Genomic DNA, 25,433 nt, shown 5'->3' with positions numbered 1-25,433 from the left:
ATTCAATCAGCCTTATCAGCAGTGCGGGCGGTAGGTTTACGCAGACGAGAAACCGGGGCTACATGGGCCGATCCGTTATTCAGGGCGATCATCAGCGCGGGCAGCCAACGGCCCAGAAGGCTGAACAGATCGCCGGCACCGACCTGGCGGTTGGCGGTTTTCAGTACACGCCCCAGACAGGCATCGTCGTCACGGCTGGACGGCGATGCTTTGAGCATGTCACGCAAAGACTGTTCAAACGGATCGTGCATACGCACCTCTCGTGATGTCTGTCAAAGACGCGGTTAGATTTGGTCGGGTCACATGGCTCATCGTCAGACCCAGCGTAAACGTCGGAATAACCACCACTGCCCCAGCGCCACCAAGACCATCAACAGGCAGGCGATCAGGAAGCCGTAGGGGTTGGCAGAGAACGGAATGCCGCCGACGTTGATGCCCAAAAGACCGGTCAGAAAACTCATCGGCAAAAAGATTCCGGTGATGATCCCGAAGCGATACATCGTGCGGTTCATGCGCACGCTCAAACGCCGGTCTTCAGCCTCCAGGACCAGCCCCACGCGCTCCCGGGTCAATTCCAGTTCCTCGAGGTAACGGGTCAGGCTGTTGTTCAATTCGTTCCAGTAATCGCCATCGTCTTCGCAGAACCACGGCAGTTTTATCCGCGTCAGCTGACCGAAAATATCCCGCTGCGGCGCCAGAAAACGCTTCAGCCCAGCGGCCCTGCGGCGGATCTGCAAAACAGCCCCATGCTCAGGTGTATACCGTTCGTCGGCATCCAGCTTTTCTTCTTCCTCATCGACAACTTCCGAGAGGTCGCCGACCAGATCCTGCACTTTATGGGTAAGGTATTGCGCCATATACAGGATCAGCTCGGAAGCGCTTCTCGGCCCTTTGCCGTCGGCCAGTTGCACCAACAACTCTTCGGTGGCACGCAACGGCCGCAAACGCAGGGAAATCACCCGTTGAGCCGAACCGAAGATCCGCACCGAGACCATGTCTTCCGGCTCCGCGCCCGGATTCAGGTTGACCCCGCGCAGAAACAGCAGCAGTTCAGAGTCCGGCAGCGGCAAAAGACGCGGTCGGGTGTTCTCTTCCAGCAACAAATCGCAACTAAATTCACTCAGCCCGCTGGATTTGCGCAGCCAGGTCTGGGTTTGCGGGTGACTGCGATCCCAGTGCAGCCACAGGCTTTCGTGGGCCTGCAGCTGCAAGTCATCGAGTTCAGTCCGGGCTATCGAACGCGCACCGCCTTTACCGTCCAGCACCAGGGCATGCACCAGCCCCCACTGCGCGTTTTCTTCCTCGAACATCCTCACCCCTATTCTTGAAACAAAAAGCCGGCAGCGCTTATTCAGGCATTTTCAGCGGGCTTGGCGAGATGATCACGCCGTTGTTGTCCGCATAAACGTAGTGGCCCGGGTGAAAGGTCACGCCCGCGAAGGTCACGGCAACGTTGAGATCGCCAACACCGCGCCTGTCGGTTTTCATCGGGTGACTGGCCAGGGCCTGAACCCCCAGATCAGTTTGCGCGATGACGTCGACGTCGCGGATGCAACCGTAGATCACCAGCCCTTCCCAACCGTTGTTCGCGGCTTTCTCGGCCAGCATGTCGCCCAACAGCGCGCGGCGCAGGGAACCGCCACCGTCGACCACCAGCACCTTGCCGTTGCCCTTGAGCTCGACTTGCTCCTTGACCCGCGAGTTGTCTTCGAAACATTTGATGGTCACGATTTCGCCGCCGAAAGAATCACGGCCGCCGAAATTGCTGAACATCGGTTCCAGCACCTGCACCAGCTCCGGATAGGCGTCGCACAGGTCAGGCGTGAGGTAATGGTTCATCGAGAAACTCCTGTAACAAGGAAGACAATCGAGTATGCAGCATACTCGGGCCAAGGCTGGACGGTTGCAAATCGCTCCATACGCACGAACACAGCGACCGCATCAATCACTCAAAGTGACCAGAACCACTCAATGCGTCACATATTAGCCGCAAGCCGACCAGAGAGAAATGCCCTTGTTAGAGCATCAGGCTCAAATCGCTGTGGCCAAATCCGGCTTTTCACCCAGTAAAGGCGTCTGTTGATCCGCCAGCCAGCGAGCCACCAACGGCCAGACTTCAGCCTGCGCAGCCTTGCTGACCAGCATTTCCACGTGACCGAAATTATCGCCAAAGCCTTGCTCGCGGCCAAGGGTGATGAACTGCTTGTGCTCGGAGCCGACTTGATCGAACAGCTTATGGCAGGCCCAGGTCGGGTCCTGATGATCGCCCGCGGCACTCACGGCCAGCACCGGCAATTGCACCTCGGCCAAACCCGCCCACCAGTCTTTGTCGGCATCGCCGAAGCGGCCGAACAGCCCGTACCAACGCATGCTTTCCAGAGCCAGGCCTATCGGCTCGTCCTCCGGGCCGCGCTTGAGCCGAGAGCCCGACAGTTGGGCAAAACGCTTGAGAATGAAGCGCCCGCTCCACTCCACCGGTGGAAACTTCAACGGCCAGTAAGTACGGCTGACTTGCGTGCCGAAAAACGCCGCGGAAGCCACGGCGGGCTCGCCCAGGTACTGGCCGCCCAACGCCGCGGCGAGGGTAATGCCGCCCAGCGAATGGCCGATCCAGTGCGGGATCTGGCCGCTTTGCTCGCGCACGAACGCGCCAATGGCCGGCAAATCGTAACGCGCATAGTCGGCGACGCTGTTCTGGCGATAGTTCTGGTTGCGCTGAGACAGGCCGTGACCACGCATTTCCGGAATCCACACATCGAATCCCAGACGCGTCAGGTAAGCGCCCAGGCCCAAACCTTTGGGAGAAAACCAGAACCGCCGATTGGAAAAACTGCCATGCAGCAGAATCACCGGCACGCCACGCACCGCCGGCTCATCGGCCAGGCCCAGGCGTGTCACAGCCAACTCAACGGTGCCGTCGGGGCTGTTGCCGGGTTTCAAACGATAGACGTCTTCGCTCAGATCGCCGCGCCGCTCGGCGCTGATCAGGGCGACAGGAAATAGGTTGCTGCTACTTTGCATATGCTCTTGCACAAAAAAGGGCGGCATCCAGAGGAGCCCGCCCTACTTGAATCTCTGAAAGGGCCGATCACAGATCGGCCCTTTCACTCACACCATCAGGCCGAAGCCTGACCTTCAGCCAGGAAGAACCAGGTTTCCAGTACGGAATCGGGGTTCAGCGAAACGCTTTCGATGCCCTGCTCCATCAGCCACTTGGCCAGGTCCGGGTGGTCCGAAGGGCCCTGACCGCAGATACCGATGTACTTGCCGGCCTTGTTGCACGCGGCAATGGCGTTGGCCAGCAGCTTCTTGACTGCAGGGTTACGCTCGTCGAACAGGTGCGCGATGATCCCGGAGTCACGGTCCAGGCCCAGGGTAAGCTGGGTCAGGTCGTTGGAGCCGATGGAGAAACCGTCGAAGAACTCGAGGAACTCTTCAGCCAGGATCGCGTTGGACGGCAGTTCGCACATCATGATCACGCGCAGACCGTTGTCGCCACGGGCCAGACCGTTTTCAGCCAGCAGATCGACCACCTGGCTCGCTTCGCCCAGGGTACGGACGAACGGCACCATGATTTCAACGTTGGTCAGGCCCATCTCGTTACGCACGCGCTTGAGGGCGCGGCATTCGAGCTCGAAGCAGTCACGGAACGATTCGCTGATGTAACGCGAAGCGCCACGGAAACCCAGCATCGGGTTTTCTTCTTCCGGCTCGTAGAGTTTGCCGCCGATCAGGTTTGCGTATTCGTTGGACTTGAAGTCCGACAGACGCACGATGACCTTTTTCGGCCAGAACGCTGCCGCCAGGGTGCTGATACCTTCGACCAGTTTGTCGACATAGAAGCCAACCGGGTCGTTGTAACCAGCAATGCGCTTGTCGACGCTGTCCTTGATTTCCTGCGGCAGGCCACCGTAGTTCAACAGCGCCTTGGGGTGCACGCCGATCATGCGGTTGATGATGAATTCCAGACGGGCCAGGCCCACACCGGCGTTCGGCAGTTGCGCGAAGTCGAAGGCGCGGTCCGGGTTGCCGACGTTCATCATGATCTTGAACGGCAGCTCCGGCATGGCATCCACGGAGTTTTTCTTGATGTCGAAGCCCAGTTCGCCTTCGAAGATGTAACCGGTGTCGCCTTCAGCGCAGGAGACGGTCACGCCCTGGCCGTCTTTCAACAGCTGGGTGGCGTTGCCGCAACCGACCACGGCCGGGATGCCCAGCTCGCGAGCGATGATCGCCGCGTGGCAGGTACGGCCGCCACGGTTGGTGACGATGGCGCTGGCGCGCTTCATGACCGGTTCCCAGTCCGGGTCGGTCATATCGGAAACCAGAACGTCGCCCGGCTGGACTTTGTCCATCTCGGACACGTCCTTGATGATCCGCACCTTGCCGGCGCCGATGCGCTGGCCGATGGCACGACCTTCCACCAGCACGGTGCCGGTTTCTTTCAACAGGTAACGTTCCATGACGTTGGCCTGGGTGCGGCTCTTCACGGTTTCCGGACGGGCCTGCACGATGTAGAGCTTGCCGTCGTCGCCGTCTTTGGCCCATTCGATGTCCATCGGGCACTTGTAGTGCTTCTCGATGATCATCGCCTGCTTGGCCAGTTCGCTGACTTCGGCGTCGGTCAGGCAGAAACGAGCGCGATCAGCCTTGTCCACGTCGACGGTCTTGACCGATTTACCAGCCTTGGCTTCGTCACCGTAGATCATCTTGATGGCTTTGCTGCCCAGGTTGCGACGCAGGATGGCCGGACGACCGGCTTCCAGCGTGCCTTTGTGGACGTAGAACTCATCCGGGTTCACCGCGCCTTGTACGACGGTTTCACCCAGGCCGTAGGCGCCGGTGATGAACACCACGTCACGGAAGCCCGATTCGGTATCGAGGGTGAACATCACGCCGGCGGTGCCGGTTTCGGAGCGGACCATGCGCTGCACGCCAGCCGACAAGGCCACCAGCTTGTGGTCGAAGCCCTGGTGGACGCGGTAGGAAATGGCGCGGTCGTTGAACAGGGAGGCGAACACCTCTTTGGCGGCGCGAATGACGTTTTCGACACCACGGATGTTCAGGAAGGTTTCCTGCTGACCGGCGAAGGAAGCGTCCGGCAGGTCTTCGGCGGTAGCGGAAGAGCGCACGGCCACGGCCATGTCAGGGTTGCCGGCCGACAGCGTGGCGAACGCGGTGCGGATCTCGGCGTTGAGCTTCTCGGGGAACTCGGCTTCCATGATCCATTGACGGATCTGGGCGCCGGTCTTGGCCAAGGCGTTTACATCATCGACGTCCAGGGCGTCGAGGGCGGCATGGATCTGATCGTTCAGGCCGCTCAGTTCCAGAAAATCACGATAAGCCTGAGCTGTCGTGGCAAAGCCACCTGGCACCGATACACCGGCGCCTGCAAGGTTACTGATCATCTCGCCCAGGGATGCGTTCTTGCCCCCCACATGCTCTACATCATGGACGCCGAGCTTATCGAGGGAAACTACGTACTCTACCAAGGTGATCTCTCCACTAACTGTGTTGGAAAAGCTCAGAAGCCGGCGACTCGGGGGAGCCTTTGCCGGCTGTATGGCCTGGACCTGGAAAATAAGTGAGAATGCGGGCCATCGGTGGCCGACAAATCGCGCCTACTATATCCAAGAATCGTCACTAGCTTAAGGCCCAAGGTGCAAATGAAACGATCTGCTTTCTTTATCTCCGATGGCACCGGCATTACCGCCGAAACCCTCGGCCAAAGCCTGCTGGCGCAGTTCGAAAACATTACCTTCAGCAAAATCATACGACCGTACATCGACGACGCTGATAAAGCGCGGGCCATGGTACAACAAATCAACAAAGCCGCCGAAAACGATGGTTTTCGTCCGATTATTTTCGACACCATTGTCAATCAGGACATTCGTGAGATTCTCGCAACGTCGAATGGTTTCATGATCGACATTTTCTCGACCTTCCTGGCGCCCCTTGAACAGGAGCTGACCGAGCATTCTTCCTACACCGTCGGCAAATCCCACTCCATCGGCCATAACTCCAATTACATGGAGCGTATCGAGGCGGTGAACTTCGCCCTCGACAATGACGATGGCGCCCGCACGCACTATTACGACAAAGCTGACTTGATACTAGTAGGCGTGTCGCGATGCGGCAAAACACCGACGTGTTTGTACATGGCCATGCAATTCGGCATCCGCGCAGCCAACTATCCGCTGACCGAAGACGACATGGAGCGCCTGCAACTGCCGACCGCCCTGCGCGCCCATCATCACAAGCTGTTCGGCCTGACCATCGACCCGGACCGCCTCACCGCGATCCGCAACGAACGCAAGCCCAACAGCCGCTATTCGAGCTACGCGCAGTGCGAATTCGAAGTGCGCGAGGTGGAGAATCTGTTCCGACGCGAGAACATTCCCCACATCAATTCCACGCATTTCTCCGTGGAAGAGATCTCGGCGAAGATTCTGGTGGAGAAAGGTGTGGAACGGCGGTTCAAGTAGATAGTCGGCGGCAGTTATGCCGCCTTCGCGGCCAGCTAGATCACAAACAAATCCACAAACCGGTTCACCGGCGTCGCTTCAAGTGCTGCCGGGTCCTTGCACAGCGCAAGGATCTCGGCGCTTCGCTGAGCCGTGAAGCGCGTCGTCAGGTTGACCTTGAACTTGTCTTCCAGCAACGGAATGCCATCGGCACGGCGCCGGCGATGACCGATCGGGTACTCCACCATCACGTTATCGGTGCTGGAACCGTCCTTGAAGAACACCTGTACCGCGTTGGCGATGGAGCGTTTGTCCGCCTCCAGGTATTCGCGGGTGAAACGCGGGTCTTCGACAATGACCATTTTGTCGCGCAGCACATCGATAATCGGGTGCGCGGCGTGGAAGTCGTCTTCGTACTGCTCGGCCACCAGATTGCCGAATACCAGAGGTACGGCGGTCATGTACTGGAGGCAGTGATCGCGGTCCGCAGCGTTGGCCAGCGGGCCGACCTTGGAGATGATGCGGATCGCTGATTCGTGGGTGGTGATAACGATCCTGTCGATTTCATGCAGGCGATTCCTGACCAATGGATGCAGGGTGACGGCAGCCTCGCAGGCCGTTTGCGCGTGGAACTCAGCGGGGAAGCTGATCTTGAACAGCACGTTTTCCATCACATAGCTGCCGAACGGCCGGGAAAAACTGAAAGCTCGCTTGCCTTCAGGCTTGAGCCCCAGGTCGTTGTTGGTGTGGCTGAACAGTACATCGTAGAAACCCCATTGCTTGGCGGTCAGTACGCCGGGGATGCCCATCTCACCACGCATCGCAATGTCCGCCAGACGCACGCCCCGACTGGTCGCGTCTCCGGCCGCCCAGGATTTACGCGATCCGGCGTTCGGCGCATGTCGGTAAGTGCGCAGCGCCTGGCCGTCGGCAAAGGCATGAGACAACGCCGACAGCAGCTGCTCGCGATTGGCGCCCATGAGTTTGGCAGTAACGGCGGTCGAGGCGACTTTCACCAGAATCACGTGATCGAGACCGACGCGGTTGAACGAATTTTCCAGGGCGATCACGCCCTGGATCTCGTGCGCCATGATCATGGCTTCCAGCACAGCGCGAATGGTCAACGGGGCGTCGCCATTGGCCAGGCGCTTTTGCGACAGGTGGTCGGCCACCGCGAGAATACCGCCGAGGTTATCGGACGGATGGCCCCATTCGGCGGCGAGCCAGGTGTCGTTGTAATCGAGCCAGCGGACGATGCAACCGATGTCCCAAGCGGCCTTGACCGGGTCGAGACGATAGCTGGTGCCGGGCACGCGGGCGCCGAAGGGGACGACAGTGCCTTCGACGATAGGACCCAGGTGTTTGGTGCATTCGGGGAAACGCAGCGCCAGCAAGCCGCAGCCGAGGGTGTCCATCAGGCAATTGCGGGCAGTATCAAGCGCCTCGGGCGACTGGATGTTGAAATTGAGGACGTAGTCGGCGATGTCCTGCAGAACCGTGTCGTAGTCGGGGCGGGTGTTCAGGTCGACGTTGGCGCTCATGTTCGATTCACTCTTGAAGTGGTTCGTTGATGGGACCTCGGTTCAGGGTAGTCTCAGTCGGTACAACACTCTTGTTTTGGAAATGCATCACCTATGGGAGCGGCGCTCCCACAGGGATTTGTGTATGCCTGGATTGAGGTTAGAAACAATCCCCCGGCACCCGGACATAACCTTCCATCAACACCCGCGCACTGCGGCTCATGATGGCTTTTTTCACCTTCCACTCACCGTTGACCTTTGCGGCCTCGGCGCCCACGCGCAAGGTGCCGGACGGATGGCCGAAGCGCACGGCGTTGCGTTCGATACCGCCCGCTGCCAGGTTGACCAAGGTGCCGGAAATCGCCGCCGCCGTGCCGATCGCCACCGCTGCCGTGCCCATCATGGCGTGGTGCAGCTTGCCCATGGACAACGCGCGCACCAGCAGGTCGATGTCGGCGGCTGCGATTTTCTTGCCGCTGGACGCGATGTAATCCGCAGGTGGGGCGACGAACGCGACCTTCGGCGTGTGCTGGCGCTTGGCGGCCTCATCCAGGTGTTCAATCAGCCCCATGCGCAGCGCACCGTAAGCGCGGATGGTTTCGAACATTGCCAAAGCCTCCAGGTCACTGTTGATCGCGCCCTGCAACTCGGTGCCGGTGTAGCCGATGTCTTCGGCGTTGATGAATATGGTCGGGATGCCAGCGTTGATCAGGGTAGCCTTGAGCGTGCCGACACCTGGCACTTCAAGGTCGTCCACCAGATTGCCGGTGGGGAACATCGAGCCACCGCCACCCTCTTCTTCCGCCGCCGGATCCATGAATTCGAGCTGCACTTCGGCGGCCGGAAAGGTCACGCCGTCGAGTTCAAAATCACCGGTTTCCTGCACCTCGCCATTGGTGATCGGTACATGAGCGATGATGGTCTTGCCGATGTTGGCCTGCCACACGCGCACCACCGCCACACCGTTGTGCGGAATGCGGCCGGCATCCACCAGGCCATTGCTGATGGCGAACGAACCGACCGCCGCCGACAGGTTGCCGCAGTTGCCACTCCAGTCGACGAAAGGTTTGTCGATGGCGACCTGACCGAACAGGTAATCGACGTCGTGATCGGCCTTGATGCTTTTCGACAGGATCACGGTTTTGCTGGTGCTGGACGTCGCGCCGCCCATGCCGTCGATTTGCTTCTCGTACGGATCGGGGCTGCCGATCACGCGCAGCAACAAGGCATCGCGGGCGGTGCCTGGCATCTGCGCCGCTTCGGGCAAATCCTTGAGGCTGAAGAACACGCCTTTGCTGGTGCCGCCGCGCATGTAGGTGGCAGGGATTTTTATCTGAGATGCGTGAGCCATATTGATCCTGTATGGCCAGCGCGGGACTTGAAATCCCGCGCGGCTCGTCGTGTTAAACGGCAACCGCCGACTCTTCGAGGAAGTCCTGAGCGAAACGCTGCAACACGCCGCCGGCCTCGTAGATCGACACTTCTTCGGCGGTGTCGAGGCGGCAGGTCACCGGCACTTCGACGCGTTCACCGTTCTTGCGGTTGATCACCAGCGTCAGCGTCGCGCGCGGGGTGCGATCGCCGATCACGTCATAGGTTTCGCTGCCATCTATCCCTAAGGTTTTACGATTGGTGCCCGGCAGGAACTCCAGCGGCAACACGCCCATGCCCACCAGGTTGGTGCGGTGAATGCGCTCGAAACCTTCGGCGGCAATCGCTTCCACCCCCGCCAGACGCACGCCTTTGGCCGCCCAGTCCCGGGACGAACCCTGGCCATAGTCGGCACCGGCAATGATGATCAGCGGCTGCTTGCGTTCCATGTAGGTTTCGATGGCTTCCCACATGCGCATCACTTTGCCTTCCGGCTCCACGCGGGCAAGAGAACCCTGCTTGACCTTGCCGTTTTCCTGCACCATTTCATTGAACAGTTTCGGGTTGGCGAAGGTTGCGCGCTGCGCGGTCAAGTGGTCGCCGCGGTGCGTGGCGTAGGAGTTGAAGTCCTCTTCCGGCAGGCCCATTTTCGCCAGGTACTCACCCGCTGCGCTGTCGAGCATGATCGCGTTCGAAGGCGACAGGTGATCGGTGGTGATGTTGTCCGGCAGCACCGCCAGCGGGCGCATGCCCTTGAGCGGACGCGCGCCGGCCAGCGCGCCTTCCCAGTACGGCGGACGACGGATGTAGGTGCTCATCTCGCGCCAGTCGTACAGCGGCGTGACTTTCGGGCCGGTGTCTTCGTGGATGGCGAACATCGGAATGTACACTTGGCGGAACTGCTCCGGCTTGACCGAGGCCTTGACCACCGCGTCGATTTCTTCGTCGCTCGGCCAGATGTCTTTCAGGCGGATTTCCTTGCCATCGACCACGCCCAGTACATCTTTTTCGATGTCGAAACGGATGGTGCCGGCGATGGCATAAGCCACCACCAATGGCGGCGATGCGAGGAACGCCTGCTTGGCGTACGGGTGAATCCGCCCGTCGAAGTTGCGGTTGCCAGAGAGTACGGCGGTGGCATACAGGTCGCGGTCGATGATCTCTTGCTGGATCACCGGATCCAGCGCACCAGACATGCCGTTGCAGGTAGTGCAAGCGAAGGCCACGACGCCGAAGCCGAGTTGCTCCAGCTCTTTGGTCAGGCCGGCTTCATCCAGATACAGCGCCACGGTTTTCGAACCGGGTGCCAGGGACGACTTGACCCATGGCTTGCGGGTCAGCCCAAGCTGGTTGGCATTGCGCGCCAGCAGGCCGGCGGCAATGACGTTGCGCGGGTTACTGGTGTTGGTGCAACTGGTGATGGCGGCGATGATCACCGCACCGTCCGGCATCTGGCCGGGCACGTCTTCCCACTGGCCGGAGATGCCTTTGGCAGCCAGATCCGAGGTCGCAACACGCGCATGCGGGTTGCTCGGGCCGGCCATGTTGCGCACCACCGAGGACAGGTCGAAGCTCAACCCGCGCTCGTATTGCGCGCCTTTGAGGCTATCGGCCCACAGGCCGGTCTGTTTGGCGTAGCTCTCGACCAGTTGCACTTGCTCGTCTTCACGGCCGGTGAGTTTCAGGTAGTCGATGGTCTGCTGGTCGATGTAGAACATTGCCGCAGTGGCGCCGTATTCCGGGGCCATGTTGGAAATGGTCGCGCGGTCGCCGAGGGTCAGGTTTGACGCACCTTCACCAAAGAACTCCAGCCACGCGCCGACGACTTTCTGTTTGCGCAGGTATTCGGTCAGCGCCAGCACCATGTCGGTAGCGGTGATGCCCGGTTGCAGCTTGCCGGTAAGCTCGACGCCAACGCTTTCCGGCAAACGCATCCACGACGCGCGGCCGAGCATCACGCTTTCCGCTTCCAGACCGCCGACGCCGATGGCGATCACACCCAGTGCATCGACATGCGGGGTATGACTGTCGGTGCCGACGCAGGTATCAGGGAAAGCCACGCCGTCGCACACCTGGATCACCGGCGACATTTTCTCCAGGTTGATCTGGTGCATGATCCCGTTGCCCGGCGGGATCACGTCGACGTTCTTGAAGGCTTTCTTGGTCCAGTTGATGAAGTGGAAACGGTCTTCGTTGCGACGGTCTTCGATGGCGCGGTTCTTTTCGAAGGCCTCGGGATCGAAGCCGCCACGCTCGACGGCCAGGGAATGGTCGACGATCAATTGCGTCGGCACCACCGGGTTCACTTGCGCCGGGTCGCCGCCTTGCAGGGCAATGGCATCGCGCAAGCCGGCAAGGTCCACCAGGGCGGTCTGGCCGAGAATGTCGTGGCACACCACGCGGGCCGGAAACCATGGGAAGTCGAGGTCGCGTTTGCGCTCGATCAGTTGTTTCAGGGAATCAGTGAGCGTGGCCGGGTCACAGCGACGCACGAGGTTTTCCGCCAGCACGCGGGAGGTGTACGGCAGGGTGTCGTAGGCGCCGGGCGCAATGGCATCGACCGCCGCACGGACGTCGAAATAATCCAGAGAGCTGCCGGGCAGCGGTTTGCGGAATTCAGTATTCATCGTCAGGACTCGGTCGCGGTAATTTCAAAAGGTGGGCGCCTGGCACCGGGCTGAACCCTGACCTGCAGGGTTCCCGGTTCCTTCAGTAACCAGTACCGGCGCCCTCCCCGGTCAGCGTTGTTCGATTGGCACGAACTTGCGCTGTTCGACGCCGACGTACTCGGCGCTCGGGCGGATGATGCGGTTGTTGGCACGTTGCTCGAACACGTGAGCCGCCCAGCCGGTCAGGCGCGAGCAGACGAAGATCGGTGTGAACAACTTGGTCGGGATGCCCATGAAGTGGTACGTCGAGGCGTGGTAGAAGTCGGCGTTCGGGAACAGTTTCTTCTGTTCCCACATGGTTGCGTCGATGGCTTCTGAAACCGGGAACAACACCGTGTCGCCCACTTCGTCGGCGAGTTTTTTCGACCAGCCCTTGATCACCTCATTGCGCGGATCGTTGTCCTTATAGATCGCGTGGCCGAAGCCCATGATCTTGTCCTTGCGTGCCAGCATACCGAGGGTGCCCTCAACCGCCTCTTCCGGCGAGCTGAAGCGCTCGATCATTTCCATCGCCGCTTCGTTGGCCCCGCCGTGCAGCGGGCCGCGCAGGGAACCGATGGCAGCCGTGATGCAGGAATACAGATCCGACAGCGTCGAGGCACACACCCGGGCGGTGAAGGTCGAGGCGTTGAATTCGTGCTCCGCGTAGAGGATCAGCGAAACGTTCATCACCTTGACGTGCAATTCGCTCGGTTTCTTGTCGTGCAACAGGTGCAGGAAATGGCCGCCGATGCAGGCTTCGTCGGTCACGCAATTGATGCGTTTGCCGTCGTGGCTGAAGCGATACCAGTAGCACATGATCGCCGGGAACGCGGCCAGCAGGCGGTCGGTTTTGTCGTGCTGCTCGGAGAAGTCTTTCTCCGGCTCGATGTTGCCCAGGAACGAGCAGCCAGTGCGCATCACATCCATTGGATGGGCGTCCGCGGGGATGCGCTCCAGCACTTCTTTCAGCGCTTGCGGCAGGTCGCGCAGCTTGCTTAGTTTCTCGGTATAGCCGGCCAGTTGTAACTGGGTCGGCAGTTCGCCGTACAGCAGCAGGTAAGCCACTTCTTCGAACTGTGCGTCAGCCGCCAGTTCGCGCACGTCGTAACCGCGATAGGTCAGGCCGGCACCCGACTGGCCCACGGTGGACAGTGCGGTTTGCCCGGCAACCTGGCCACGGAGCCCGGCGCCACTGAGTACTTTTGCTTCGGCCATTGCTGTCTCCAATCTTGAATTTGTTAGGGAATCGGCAAGTTGTGGGGGATTGCGCCTTACTTCTTCGCCGCAAACAACGCATCGAGCTTCTGCTCGAACGTGTGGTAATCGATGCGATCGTAAAGCTCCATGCGCGTCTGCATGGTGTCGATGACGTTCTGTTGCGTGCCGTCGCGGCGGATCGCGGTGTAGACGTTTTCGGCGGCCTTGTTCATCGCGCGGAACGCCGACAGCGGGTACAACACCAGCGACACATCGGCACCGGCGAGCTGCTCGGTGGTGTACAGCGGGGTCGCGCCGAATTCGGTGATGTTGGCCAGGATCGGCGCTTTCACGCGGCTGGCGAACAATTTGTACATCTCAAGCTCAGTGATGGCTTCCGGAAAGATCATGTCGGCGCCGGCCTCGATGCACGCGGCGGCGCGATCCAGTGCAGACTCCAGACCTTCCACCGCCAAGGCATCGGTGCGGGCCATGATCACGAAGCTGTCGTCGGTGCGCGCATCAACAGCGGCTTTGATGCGGTCGACCATTTCCTGCTGCGAAACGATCTCTTTATTGGGACGGTGACCGCAGCGCTTGGCGCCGACCTGGTCTTCGATGTGAATTGCCGCCGCGCCGAACTTGATCATCGACTTGACGGTACGGGCGACGTTGAACGCCGAGGAACCGAAACCGGTGTCCACGTCCACCAGCAGCGGCAGGTCGCAAACGTCGGTGATGCGGCGCACGTCGGTCAGCACGTCATCCAGGCCGGTAATGCCCAGGTCCGGCACGCCGAGGGAGCCGGCAGCCACCCCGCCCCCCGACAGGTAGATAGCCTTGAAACCGGCGCGCTTGGCCAACAGCGCGTGGTTGGCGTTGATCGTGCCGACCACTTGCAGCGGATGCTCGCTGGCGACCGCATCGCGGAAACGCTGGCCTGGAGTGCTCTTGTTGGAACTCATGACTCACCTCGTTCAGTGGCTGTCGGGTTAGCGCCGTCCTGGTAGTGACGGGCGATATTGCGTTTGGAGGCGCCGATGTGACGGCGCATCAACAACTCGGCCAGTTCACCGTCACGGTCGGCGATGGCATCGAGAATTCGGTGGTGCTCGGCAAACGCCTGGCGTGGCCGATTGGGCGTGGTGGAAAACTGGATGCGGTACATGCGCACCAGTTGATAGAGCTCGCCGCAGAGCATCTGGGTCAGGGTGCGGTTGCCGCTGCCCTGGATGATCCGGTAATGAAAGTCGAAATCGCCTTCCTGCTGGTAATAGCCGACGCCCGCCTGAAACGCCGCATCACGCTCGTGGGTTTCCAGCACCCGGCGCAGTTCGTCGATTTCTTCAACGGTCATGCGTTCAGCCGCCAGACGGCACGCCATGCCTTCCAGGGATTCGCGGATTTCGTAGAGTTCCAGCAATTCGGCGTGACTCAACGACACCACCCGCGCCCCGACGTGCGGCACGCGAACCAGCAGGCGCTGGCCTTCCAGTCGGTGGATCGCCTCACGCAACGGCCCGCGGCTGATGCCGTAGGTGCGCGCCAGCTCCGGCTCGGAGATCTTGCTGCCCGGGGCGATCTCACCCTTGACGATGGCCGCCTGAATGCGTCGGAAGACGTTTTCGGAAAGTGTTTCCGAGTCGTCCTGAACCGTGACCGGGGGATCGAGTTGATCCAGCATATTGTCGACACCTTTAAAAGCAATGCCGCAAAAATTAGCGAATAAGGCCGGTTACGTCAAAGGATAAATAGACATTGTCGACAATCGTCTAATAACCGCTTGCACCATAAAGAAGCAGCACCCCCGGTTACAGCCGTCCGCCAGCGCTGGCGCCATAAAACCACCGTGCTAGAATGCCGCCCGCATTTGCTTGTCATCTGCATTGCCTGTCATAAAAAAAGGATAGGCATACGAGGGAGCTTGTGCAGCAATGCCAGGGCCTTGAATTGAAGAACGGACCGCTGCGCATCAGGATTTATGAGACTCAAGCTCTTCACCACATTTCTCTGTCTTCTTGGCCTGTCAGGTTTTGCCGCGGCAGGGGAAAAGACTGTGTACGGCCTCAATGAGTACGCGTCGCTGGATGGCATCAACCTGGAAGTTGCCGCCAAACTCGACACCGGGGCGAAAACCGCCTCGCTGAGCGCCCGCGACATCAAACGTTTCAAACGCAATGGCGAATCCTGGGTGCGCTTCTATCTGGCCATCGACGCCGCGCATTCGCACCCGATCGAACGACCGCTGGCCCGTGTCAGCAAGATCAAGCGCCGGGCCGGCGACTACGACCCGGAAGAAGGCAAGAAGTACACCGCCCGTCCGGTCATCGAGCTGGATATCTGCATGGGGTCGGCTTTACGCAGTATTGAAGTGAACCTGACCGACCGCAGCGCCTTCCAATACCCGCTCTTGATCGGCTCCGAGGCACTCAAGCGTTTCGATGCGCTGGTCGATCCAAGTCTTAAATACGCTGCTGGCAAACCTGCCTGCGCCACCGACGCACATACCGCAGAGTAATTCCAATGCGCTCTCTTACCCTCCATCTGAAATTGCTGATCGCCATCCTGGTGGTGCTGGGCATTTCAGTTACGGCCTATCAGATTTTCGTGCTCGGTATTCCGGTGACTGAAGATGCCACCGATGACTTGTGGAACATCGACGCCAAGGTCGAGTTCGTCGCCAACGCCAAAGACCCGATCAAGATCCAGATGTTCGTGCCGCCGCTGAGCCGCGACTACGTGAGCCTTAACGAGAGTTTCATTTCCAATAACTACGGTGTGGCAGTGAACCGTGTCGACGGCAACCGCAAGGTCACCTGGTCGGCACGTCGGGCCAAGGGCAACCAGACCCTTTATTACCGCCTGGTGCTGACCAAGCGCTACACCGGCGAAAAATCCAAGGTCAAAGGGGCGACCTTCCGCGACAGCATCGCCGTCGAAGGTCCGGAAAAAATCGCCGCCGAAGCCTTGCTCGCGCCGATCCGCCAGCATTCGGCCGACGTCGAAACTTTCATCGGCGAAGCCATCAAGCGTGTCAACAACCTCAACGACGACAACGTGAAACTGCTGCTGGCCGGCGATACGTCCACCGCGAACAAAGCCAAAATCGTTGAGCTGGTTCTGTCCATCGCCCACGTGCCGGTGGAAAAGGTCCACACCATCCGCCTGGTGGCCGATCAGCCGCAAACGCCTGAACTCTGGTTGCGCAGTTTCAACGGTACCGACTGGCTGTACTTCAACCCGGAAACCGGCGAACAGGGCCTGCCCACCGACCGCTTGCTGTGGTGGACCGGCGATGAAAACCTGATCACCGTCGATGGCGGCAAGAAAGCCAACGTCACCTTCAGCCTGAACAACAGCGAAATGAACGCCATTCGCCTGGCCAAGCTGACGGACGAGAATTCCGACGCCAATTTCCTCGACTACTCGCTGTACGGCCTGCCGCTGCAAACCCAGCAGACCTTCATGATCATGGTGATGATCCCGATCGGCGTGCTGGTGATCCTGATCCTGCGCAACCTGATCGGCATCCAGACACTCGGCACCTTTACCCCGGTGCTGATCGCCCTCGCCTTCCGGGAAACCCAACTCGGCTTCGGCATCGTGCTGTTTACCATCATCACGGCGCTGGGGCTGTCGCTGCGTTCCTACCTTGAGCACTTGAAACTGCAAATGCTGCCGAGATTGTCGGTGGTGCTGACCTTCGTGGTGGTGTTGATCGCGGCGATCAGCCTGTTCAGCCACAAACTCGGCCTGGAGCGCGGGTTGTCGGTGGCGCTGTTCCCGATGGTGATTCTGACCATGACCATCGAACGCCTGTCGATCACCTGGGAAGAGCGCGGTGGCGGCCATGCCATGAAAGTGGCGATCGGCACACTGTTCGCCGCCTCCCTGGCGCACCTGATCATGAGCGTGCCGGAGCTGGTGTACTTCGTGTTCACCTTCCCGGCGGTCCTGCTGATTCTGGTGGCTTTCATGCTGGCCATGGGTCGCTATCGCGGTTACCGCCTGACCGAACTGGTGCGTTTCAAGGCTTTCCTGAAGGAGGCTGACGCCTGATGTTCGGTCTCTGGAAGACCTGGAAAGCCCTGGAGGCCCGGGGCATCATGGGGATCAATCGGCGTAACGCCGACTACGTGCTCAAGTACAACAAGCGCAGCCTGTACCCGATCGTCGATGACAAGATCATCACCAAGGAACGCGCCATCGCCGCCGGCATCCACGTGCCGGAACTGTACGGCGTGATCTCCACCGAGAAGGAAATCGATAACCTCAAGGAGATCATCGGCGGGCGCACCGACTTCGTGATCAAACCGGCCCAGGGCGCCGGCGGCGACGGCATCATTGTGGTTGCCGACCGGTTCGAAGGGCGCTATCGCACAGTGTCCGGCAAGATCATTGACCATGAGGAACTCGAGCACCATATCTCGAGCATCCTCACCGGCCTGTATTCCCTGGGCGGGCACCGCGACCGTGCGCTGATCGAATACCGCGTGACCCCGGACCAGATCTTCAAAAGCATCAGCTATGAAGGTGTGCCGGATATCCGCATCATCGTGCTGATGGGTTATCCGGTGATGGCCATGCTGCGCCTGCCGACCCGCCAGTCCGGCGGCAAGGCCAACCTGCACCAGGGCGCCATCGGCGTCGGTGTCGACCTGGCCACCGGCCTGACATTGCGCGGCACCTGGTTGAACAACATCATCAACAAACACCCGGACACCACCAACGCGGTAGACGGCGTGCAACTGCCCTACTGGGACGGTTTCATGAAACTGGCCGCCGGCTGTTACGAGTTGTGCGGGCTGGGCTACATCGGTGTCGACATGGTGCTTGACCAGGAGAAAGGGCCGCTGATTCTTGAGCTCAATGCCCGGCCTGGGTTGAACATTCAGATCGCCAACGATTGCGGGCTGACGTCCCGTACCCACGCGGTCGAGGCGCGACTCGAAGAGCTGAAGGCGCGCGGGATCACCGAAACGGCGCAGGAACGTGTGGCGTTCGTTCAGGAACTGTTTGGGCATATTCCGACGATTGAGGGCTGACCCCTCTGGCTCTTTGTGGCGAGGGAGCTTGCTCCCGCTTGACTGCGCAGCAGTCATAAAACGGCATCCTCGGTTTCTCTGAAAACCGAGGGGCTGATTTTTTTGGGCCTGCTTCGCAGTCCGCCGGGAGCAAGCTCCCTCGCCACAGGCAAACTTCCCTCGCCGCAGATGTATCTCTTGCCGACATCCCCTCTAGGAGCAAATCCTGCAGAGGACTACAATCGCTCCCCCGCCTCGTTGGCTGATCTGCCCCGCCCATGTTGACCTGTTCTGTACACCCGCTGCCCTATCGCGCCAACCCTGCCGAGTACTTCGCGGCGATTCGTCATGCCCCCGGTGCCGTGCTGCTCGACAGCGGCCGGCCGAGTGCCGAACGTGGGCGTTTTGACCTGCTCAGCGCCTGGCCGCTGGAGCAACTGGCCGTGTTGCCGGATGAAAGCGGCAGCCATTTCCTGCAACGCCTTCGCAAGAACCTTACACGGCTCGGTGAAGCAACCGTCCCTGACGACTTGCCCTTCGCCGGCGGCCTGATCGGCTACCTGAGCTACGACTTCGGCCGGCATCTGGAAAACCTGCCGAGCCAGGCGCGGGACGATCTGCAATTGCCCGACGCACGCTTCGGGCTGTATGACTGGGCACTGATCAGCGATCACCATCTGGCTACCAGTCAACTGGTGTTCCACCCGACGCTGATCGACAGCGAACGACAACGGCTGATCGAACTGTTCACTCAGCCCACCACCGAGAATATCCAGCCATTCAAACTGGACGGCCCGATGAGTGCTGACCTGAGCGCTGACGACTATCGGCAAGCCTTCGAACGCATTCAGCAGTACATCCAGGCTGGCGACTGCTATCAGGTCAACTTCGCCCAGCGCTTTCGCGCCCAATGCCAGGGCGATCCGTGGGCGGCCTATTGCGCGCTGCGGGCGGCTTGCCCGACACCGTTTTCCGGCTTCCAGAGCCTGCCCGACGGCGACGCGGTGCTAAGCCTGTCGCCGGAGCGCTTTGTCAAAGTCAGCGAGCGCCACGTCGAAACCCGCCCGATCAAAGGCACCCGCCCCCGCGGGCTGACCGCTGCCGAAGATGCGGCGAACGCCGCCGAACTGCTGGCCAGCCCCAAGGACCGCGCGGAAAACCTGATGATCGTCGACTTGCTGCGCAACGATCTGGGTCGTACCTGCCGTATCGGCTCGGTACGGGTGCCGGAGCTGTTCAGCCTGGAAAGCTATCCGAACGTGCATCACCTGGTGAGCAGCGTTACCGGCGAACTGGCGGATGACAAGGACGCGCTGGACTTGATCGCCGGCAGCTTCCCCGGCGGCTCGATTACTGGCGCGCCAAAAATTCGCGCCATGCAGATCATCGATGAACTGGAACCGACCCGTCGCGGGTTGTATTGCGGTTCATTGCTGTATCTGGACGTGCGCGGGGAGATGGACAGCTCCATCGCCATTCGCAGTTTGTTGGTCAAGGATGGGCAGGTGTGCTGCTGGGGCGGCGGGGGGATCGTCGCGGATTCGGATTGGCAGGCGGAGTATCAGGAATCGATTACCAAGGTGAAGGTGCTGCTCGAAACGTTGCAGAACCTCTGATACCGCACTTTTATGTGGCGAGGGAGCTTGCTCCCGCTGGGCCGGGCTGGCGCTCCAGTGCGAAGCGCCCCCCAAACCAGACACCGCATATCGTCAAATATAACGCATGCGACTGCTGCGCAGCCGAGCGGGAGCAAGCTCCCTCGCCACAGATCGGGTTTACAAGCTCAGATTGCGATTCGAAGCCTTGATGAATTCCTGCTTCAACTCGGCAAAGCTGTGCACCGCCGGGAACTGCGGGAACTCGCGAATCACGTTGTCCGGCGCGTGGAACAGAATCCCGGCATCCGCCTCGCCCAGCATCGTGGTGTCGTTGTAGGAATCCCCCGCCGCAATCACTCGGTAGTAGAGGCTCTTGAACGCCAAAACCGACTGACGCTTGGGATCTTTCTGACGCAGCTGATAGCCCGTGACCCGACCGGCATCGTCAGTAATCAGACGATGACAAAGCAAAGTCGGGAAGCCCAGTTGACGCATCAGCGGCTGGGAAAATTCGTAAAAGGTGTCCGACAGAATCACCACCTGAAAGCGCTCACGCAGCCAGTCGACAAATTCACTGGCGCCTTCCAGAGGCTTGAGCGTAGCGATCACTTCCTGAATGTCGGAGAGCTTCAGGCCATGCTCGTCGAGAATCCGCAGGCGCTGCTTCATCAACACGTCGTAGTCGGGAATGTCCCGAGTGGTGGCCCGGAGGGACTCGATCCCGGTTTTTTCGGCAAAGGCGATCCAGATTTCCGGGACCAGCACACCTTCAAGATCCAGACAGGCAATTTCCACAAGACACTCCCATTAGTATTATTTATGAGTCGAGCGAGCAAAAGGACTGCCGAACTCTAGCGACTCGCCCCCCTCCGTGCAACGCAGAGGACGCGCCAGCCACCGCAGGATTTTGTTACCATCGACGCATATAGAGCGCCCAGCGCCACCGACCTGTAGGAAGCCGCCCTGATGAGCCCATCGTTCGACGTCGTGGAACTCGCCACGACCTATGCCAACAAATCCGCCCAGGACATCCTGAAACTCGCGTTTGCCGAGTTCGGCGATGACCTGTGGATATCTTTCAGCGGCGCCGAGGATGTGGTGCTGGTGGACATGGCCTGGAAGCTGAACAAGAACGTCAAAGTGTTCAGCCTCGACACCGGCCGCTTGCATCCCGAGACCTACCGCTTCATCGAGCAGGTGCGCGAGCACTACAAGATCGATATCGAAGTGGTGTCGCCGGACTACAGCAAGCTCGAACCTTTCGTGAAGGAAAAAGGCCTGTTCAGTTTCTACAAGGATGGCCATGGCGAGTGCTGCGGCATTCGCAAGATCGAGCCGCTGCGTCGCAAACTGTCTGGCGTGACCGCCTGGGCCACCGGCCAGCGTCGGGACCAGAGCCCGGGCACCCGCAGCGCCGTCGCGGTGCTGGAAATCGACACCGCGTTTTCCACCCCGGAACGTACCCTGTACAAGTTCAACCCGTTGGCACAGATGACCAGCGAAGAGATCTGGGGTTACATCCGCATGCTGGAGCTGCCGTACAACAGCCTGCATGAACGCGGATTCATCAGCATTGGTTGCGAGCCTTGCACCCGTCCGGTGCTGCCGAACCAGCATGAGCGCGAAGGTCGTTGGTGGTGGGAAGAAGCCACGCAGAAAGAATGCGGGCTGCATGCCGGGAACATCATCAGCAAGTCCAAAGCTTAAAAGATCGCAGCCCGTAGCAGCTCCTGCAGGAGCTGGCGAAGCCTGTGATGGTTTTACTTTAAAAAAGTGTACACAGAAATGTCACCATAAGTGCCATATCTGTGTGCACTTTTAGTTTCAGTGCCCCAGAAAGTTACATTCCCCTGTCCTGACTTCCTCAGTCGAACACTCCGACAAAACCCTGCCCAAAATAATTACCTGTTCAATCGGTCAATTTATATCGTCTTTTTTTCAAATACTTATCTTCAATCAATAACAAAACGAAATTAGCCTTAAATTTTATAGATCACCGACTGGCACATATCTGGCTTAAGCGAACACATGTTTTGTATACAATAAATACAAAAACATACACACACTTTATATCCGCAAGCCTGAAGCGCCCTATCCCGTACAGGCTGCAGATGCCCCGTAACCAATGATGCTCTCCCACCCGCGACGAAGATTTGTCGAGCCCACGCTCATGCACAGTCATCGCGGCAACGAGCTTCAGGAGCCTGCCGGAATGCGTACTAGCCTCCCCAATAACAATATTGCGCTGGATCTGCCCTCTCCTCTTTCTACCTCCGTGATTCACGATCAAACGTTTCAACCACCCGTCGTGCTCAGCCCCCGCCTGCATAACAAGGACCTCGCGCCGACCAAGGCCGAAGGTCGGCGCTGGGGCCGTTACAGCATCTTTGCCCTGTGGACAAACGATGTGCACAACATTGCCAACTACTCCTTTGCCATTGGCTTGTATGCACTGGGCCTGAGCGGCTGGCAGATTCTGCTGTCCTTGGGAATCGGTGCTGCGCTGGTGTATTGCTTCATGAACCTTTCCGGTTACATGGGCCAGAAAACCGGGGTGCCGTTTCCGGTGATCAGCCGGATCAGTTTCGGCATCCATGGCGCGCAGATTCCTGCATTGATTCGCGCCGTTATCGCCATTGCCTGGTTCGGAATTCAGACGTACCTGGCGTCAGTGGTCTTTCGCGTATTGCTGACGGCGGTGCATCCCGGACTCGCCGATTACGACCACAATTCGATACTCGGACTGTCGAGCCTGGGCTGGGTGTGTTTCGTGGCGATCTGGTTCGTGCAGTTGGCGATTCTGGCCTATGGCATGGAAATGGTGCGACGCTACGAGGCGTTTGCCGGCCCGGTGATTTTGTTGACCGTCGCCGCCCTCGCCGGCTGGATGTACTTCCAGGCCAACGCCACCATCGCCTGGTCGATTCGTGAACCGCTGAGTGGCGGTGAGATGTGGCGCAATATCTTTGCCGGCGGCGCCTTGTGGCTGTCGATCTACGGCACGCTAATCCTCAATTTCTGCGACTTCGCCCGCTCTTCTCCCTGCCGCAAGACCATCCGGGTCGGAAATTTCTGGGGCCTGCCCGTCAACATTCTGGTATTCGCCGGGATCACCGTCCTGCTGTGCGGTGCGCAATTTCAGATCAACGGCCGGATCATCGAAAGCCCGACCGAGATTATCGCGTCGATTCCCAATACCTTCTTTCTGGTACTCGGTTGCCTGGCGTTCCTGATTGTCACCGTGGCGGTGAACATCATGGCCAACTTCGTGGCCCCGGCCTTTGTCCTGAGCAATCTGGCGCCCAAATACCTGACCTTCCGCCGCGCCGGGCTGATCAGCGCGACTATCGCGGTGCTGATCCTGCCGTGGAACCTCTACAACAGCCCGCTGGTGATCGTGTATTTCCTGTCTGGCCTCGGCGCCCTGCTCGGCCCGCTGTACGGGGTGATCATGGTCGACTACTGGCAGGTACGAAAAGGCCGGATCAACGTGCCGCAGTTGTACAGCGAAGATCCCGATGGCGATTATTACTACAGCCGTGGGGTCAATTTGCGCGCCGTGGCGGCGTTCATTCCGGCAGCCTTGATCGCCATTGTCCTGGCCCTGGTACCAGGTTTCGATAGTGTCTCGCCATTCTCCTGGCTGATTGGCGCCGGGATTGCAGGGATGCTCTACCTGATCATCGCCAAACGGCAGCCTTACTACGCCGATGTCAGCGGAGAAGCCATCGCGGTCGATAACGTCAGCCATTAATCCTCTTGGCGGCCCGGTGACATCGGGCCGCAAACCACTCGCTATAAGGACCTCCCATGCGAATTCTCGTGGTCAACGTCAACACCACCGAATCCATTACCCAGGCCATCGCCCGTCAAGCACAGTCCGTGGCCGCGCCCGGCACGGAAATCATTGGCCTGACCCCGCATTTCGGCGCCGACTCCATTGAAGGCAATTTCGAAAGCTACCTGGCCGCCATCGCCGTGATGGACCGGGTCATGTCCTACGATCAGCCCTTCGATGCGGTAATCCAGGCCGGCTATGGCGAGCACGGCCGCGAAGGTTTGCAGGAGTTGCTCAATGTGCCGGTGGTGGACATCACCGATGCCGGCGCCAGCACCGCGATGTTCCTCGGCCATGCCTATTCGGTGGTCACCACCCTCGACCGCACCGTGCCGCTGATCGAGGATCGCCTCAAACTCTCCGGGCTCTGGGATCGTTGTGCGTCGGTGCGGGCCAGTGGGTTGGCGGTGCTGGAGCTGGAGTCCGATCCAGAGCGTGCGCTGGAGGCGATCGTCCGCCAGGCGGAACTGGCGGTGAGCGAGGACAAGGCCGAGGTGATTTGCCTGGGCTGTGGCGGCATGGCCGGGCTGGATGAACAGATTCGTCAGCGCACCGGCGTACCGGTGGTGGATGGCGTGACGGCGGCGGTGACCATTGCCGAATCACTGGTGCGGTTGGGGTTGTCGACGTCGAAAGTGCGGACGTATGCGACGCCTCGGCCGAAGACCATTATTGGTTGGCCTGGGCGGTTTGGGCGCTAGACCGCGTTATCGTTCTTCGCGGGCAAGCCTCGCTCCTACAGGGGTTTGCATCACTCTGTGGGAGCGTGGCTTGCCCGCGATGGCCTCCCCTCGGTCCCAAGCCGGGCTCAAACTGCACTGAACCGCTGCCCCAACCCCTGCTCGGCAAACTGTTCAATGATGAAGTCGACAAACGCCCGGGTCTTGCCCGGCAGCAGTTTGTGCTCGGCGTAATAGATGGAGATATTGCCATCGTCGACGTACCAGTCGGGCAGCACCCGCTGCAAGGTCCCGGCGTCCAGATAGCCAACGGCGAACGGCATGCTCACCAATGCAATGCCCAAATCCTGGGTCGCCGCCGCGCAGGCTGCTTCCGAATCGCTCATGGTCATTCGCGCCTTGAGCGTCAGCGGGCTGTGTTGCCGGTTGCGACAGGTCAGTTGCCAGGAACGCACGCGCCCCGTCTGCGGCGACCGTATCAGGATGCCATCGTGGCGCTGGAGGTCATCGGGCTCGATGATCGCTTCGTGCCCCGCCAGGTACCCGGCTGAAGCCACCAACACTCGATGGGCGGGCGTCAGCTTGCGCGCCACCACGCCCTGGGGCAGTTCGAATCCACCGCCAATCGCCGCATCGAACCCCTGGCCGATCAGGTCGACCTGACGGTTATCGAAATGCCAGTCCGGGTTGATCGCCGGAAAGCGCCGCAAAAACTCTCCGAGCAACGGCACGATGTACAAGCGCCCGAACACCGTGCCCATGCTGACCTTCAGCGTTCCCGCCGGACGTCCTTCGGCGCTGGCCAGGTTGGCCACGGCATTCTGGATCGTGTGCAGGCTGGCGCTGACTTCGCCGAGAAACAGCTGACCGGCCTCGGTCAGCGTCAGGCTACGCGTGCTGCGCTGGAACAGCCGCACACCAAGCCGCGCCTCCAGCTTGGCGACGCTCTTGCCCACCGCAGCAGGCGTCAGGCTCAAGCGTCGCGCAGCCTCGGCGAAGCTGCCGACCTCAGCGCTGCGCACGAAGCATTCGATACTGCTGAAGGTTTCCATAAGCGCCACTATAAACTTCTGGTTTACACAGACTATAG

The 25,433-nt window shown here is 60.0% G+C and carries 21 protein-coding genes; 8 read left to right on the top strand and 13 right to left on the bottom strand.

Annotated elements, in window-relative coordinates:
* Positions 1-2 precede the first annotated feature (2 nt).
* The 5 genes from ACEN8R_RS04630 to ppsA form a co-directional block, all read right to left on the bottom strand.
* Complete coding sequence (locus ACEN8R_RS04630) at positions 3-251, bottom strand: hypothetical protein (protein WP_007940635.1); 249 nt, start codon at positions 249-251, stop codon at positions 3-5.
* Positions 252-314: 63 nt separating this feature from the next.
* Positions 315-1,310: a zinc transporter ZntB gene (locus ACEN8R_RS04625; protein WP_018925260.1), complete on the bottom strand. Its 996-nt coding sequence runs from the start codon at positions 1,308-1,310 to the stop codon at positions 315-317.
* A 37-nt stretch (positions 1,311-1,347) separates the two neighbouring features.
* Positions 1,348-1,839 carry a ribonuclease E activity regulator RraA gene (gene rraA / locus ACEN8R_RS04620; protein ID WP_018925259.1) on the bottom strand — a complete coding sequence of 164 codons (492 nt, stop codon included), beginning with the start codon at positions 1,837-1,839 and terminating at the stop codon, positions 1,348-1,350.
* Between the two features lie 192 nt (positions 1,840-2,031).
* Entirely contained in the window at positions 2,032-3,021 is a 990-nt protein-coding gene (locus ACEN8R_RS04615; RefSeq protein WP_018925258.1) for an alpha/beta fold hydrolase, read from the bottom strand.
* A gap of 95 nt (positions 3,022-3,116) precedes the next feature.
* Positions 3,117-5,492, bottom strand: coding sequence for a phosphoenolpyruvate synthase (ppsA, locus tag ACEN8R_RS04610; protein WP_026286343.1), 2,376 nt, complete (start codon positions 5,490-5,492; stop codon positions 3,117-3,119).
* 174 nt (positions 5,493-5,666) lie between these two features.
* Between ppsA and ppsR the strand changes: the two genes are divergently transcribed.
* Positions 5,667-6,485 (top strand): posphoenolpyruvate synthetase regulatory kinase/phosphorylase PpsR, encoded by an 819-nt coding sequence (gene ppsR, locus ACEN8R_RS04605; RefSeq protein ID WP_018925255.1) that lies wholly within the window; start codon positions 5,667-5,669, stop codon positions 6,483-6,485.
* A 35-nt stretch (positions 6,486-6,520) separates the two neighbouring features.
* Here the strand turns inward: ppsR and prpD are convergent, their stop codons facing one another.
* The 6 genes from prpD to ACEN8R_RS04575 all read right to left on the bottom strand — a co-directional run bounded on the left by prpD (position 6,521) and on the right by ACEN8R_RS04575 (position 14,887).
* Positions 6,521-8,005, bottom strand: coding sequence for a 2-methylcitrate dehydratase (prpD, locus tag ACEN8R_RS04600; RefSeq protein WP_018925254.1), 1,485 nt, complete (start codon positions 8,003-8,005; stop codon positions 6,521-6,523).
* Between the two features lie 139 nt (positions 8,006-8,144).
* Entirely contained in the window at positions 8,145-9,335 is a 1,191-nt protein-coding gene (prpF, locus tag ACEN8R_RS04595; protein ID WP_018925253.1) for a 2-methylaconitate cis-trans isomerase PrpF, read from the bottom strand.
* A 52-nt stretch (positions 9,336-9,387) separates the two neighbouring features.
* Positions 9,388-11,982, bottom strand: a complete 2,595-nt coding sequence (gene acnD / locus ACEN8R_RS04590; RefSeq protein WP_018925252.1) for a Fe/S-dependent 2-methylisocitrate dehydratase AcnD — start codon at positions 11,980-11,982, stop codon at positions 9,388-9,390.
* A 111-nt stretch (positions 11,983-12,093) separates the two neighbouring features.
* The gene (prpC, locus tag ACEN8R_RS04585) at positions 12,094-13,221 is read right to left on the bottom strand and encodes a bifunctional 2-methylcitrate synthase/citrate synthase (protein WP_018925251.1); all 1,128 of its coding nucleotides are present in this window, start codon (positions 13,219-13,221) and stop codon (positions 12,094-12,096) included.
* 56 nt (positions 13,222-13,277) lie between these two features.
* On the bottom strand, positions 13,278-14,168 hold the full coding sequence (gene prpB, locus ACEN8R_RS04580; protein WP_018925250.1) for a methylisocitrate lyase: 891 nt from the start codon (positions 14,166-14,168) through the stop codon (positions 13,278-13,280).
* Entirely contained in the window at positions 14,165-14,887 is a 723-nt protein-coding gene (locus ACEN8R_RS04575) for a GntR family transcriptional regulator (RefSeq protein WP_007902102.1), read from the bottom strand. Before ACEN8R_RS04575 ends, prpB begins: the two co-directional genes overlap by 4 nt.
* A gap of 297 nt (positions 14,888-15,184) precedes the next feature.
* Here ACEN8R_RS04575 and rloA point away from each other — a divergent pair, with 297 nt between their 5' ends.
* The 4 genes from rloA (at position 15,185) to pabB (ending at position 19,843) form a co-directional block, all read left to right on the top strand.
* Positions 15,185-15,721 (top strand): retropepsin-like aspartic peptidase RloA, encoded by a 537-nt coding sequence (gene rloA, locus ACEN8R_RS04570; protein ID WP_019579744.1) that lies wholly within the window; start codon positions 15,185-15,187, stop codon positions 15,719-15,721.
* Between the two features lie 5 nt (positions 15,722-15,726).
* Positions 15,727-17,262: an osmotic stress tolerance membrane protein RloB gene (rloB, locus tag ACEN8R_RS04565; protein WP_018925249.1), complete on the top strand. Its 1,536-nt coding sequence runs from the start codon at positions 15,727-15,729 to the stop codon at positions 17,260-17,262.
* Positions 17,262-18,248 carry an alpha-L-glutamate ligase-like protein gene (locus tag ACEN8R_RS04560; protein ID WP_018925248.1) on the top strand — a complete coding sequence of 329 codons (987 nt, stop codon included), beginning with the start codon at positions 17,262-17,264 and terminating at the stop codon, positions 18,246-18,248. Before rloB ends, ACEN8R_RS04560 begins: the two co-directional genes overlap by 1 nt.
* 257 nt (positions 18,249-18,505) lie before the next feature.
* Positions 18,506-19,843: an aminodeoxychorismate synthase component I gene (pabB, locus tag ACEN8R_RS04555; protein WP_018925247.1), complete on the top strand. Its 1,338-nt coding sequence runs from the start codon at positions 18,506-18,508 to the stop codon at positions 19,841-19,843.
* 159 nt (positions 19,844-20,002) lie between these two features.
* Here pabB and thrH read toward each other — a convergent pair whose 3' ends face one another.
* Positions 20,003-20,620, bottom strand: a complete 618-nt coding sequence (gene thrH, locus ACEN8R_RS04550; RefSeq protein WP_007942165.1) for a bifunctional phosphoserine phosphatase/homoserine phosphotransferase ThrH — start codon at positions 20,618-20,620, stop codon at positions 20,003-20,005.
* 171 nt (positions 20,621-20,791) lie between these two features.
* On the opposite strand from thrH, the gene ACEN8R_RS04545 reads away from it, so the two are divergent.
* From ACEN8R_RS04545 to ACEN8R_RS04535, 3 genes are all read left to right on the top strand, one after another.
* Positions 20,792-21,532 (top strand): phosphoadenylyl-sulfate reductase, encoded by a 741-nt coding sequence (locus ACEN8R_RS04545; protein WP_007942164.1) that lies wholly within the window; start codon positions 20,792-20,794, stop codon positions 21,530-21,532.
* 505 nt (positions 21,533-22,037) lie between these two features.
* Positions 22,038-23,579 carry an NCS1 family nucleobase:cation symporter-1 gene (locus ACEN8R_RS04540; protein WP_019648251.1) on the top strand — a complete coding sequence of 514 codons (1,542 nt, stop codon included), beginning with the start codon at positions 22,038-22,040 and terminating at the stop codon, positions 23,577-23,579.
* A gap of 56 nt (positions 23,580-23,635) precedes the next feature.
* Positions 23,636-24,364, top strand: coding sequence for an aspartate/glutamate racemase family protein (locus ACEN8R_RS04535; RefSeq protein ID WP_007942162.1), 729 nt, complete (start codon positions 23,636-23,638; stop codon positions 24,362-24,364).
* Positions 24,365-24,471: 107 nt separating this feature from the next.
* Here ACEN8R_RS04535 and ACEN8R_RS04530 read toward each other — a convergent pair whose 3' ends face one another.
* Complete coding sequence (locus tag ACEN8R_RS04530; RefSeq protein WP_018925244.1) at positions 24,472-25,395, bottom strand: LysR family transcriptional regulator; 924 nt, start codon at positions 25,393-25,395, stop codon at positions 24,472-24,474.
* Positions 25,396-25,433: the final 38 nt, after the last annotated feature.

Source organism: Pseudomonas sp. Pseusp15 (assembly GCF_059492165.1).
Note: the sequence above shows the minus strand (reverse complement) of the source record. Positions and strands in the feature narration are given on the sequence as shown.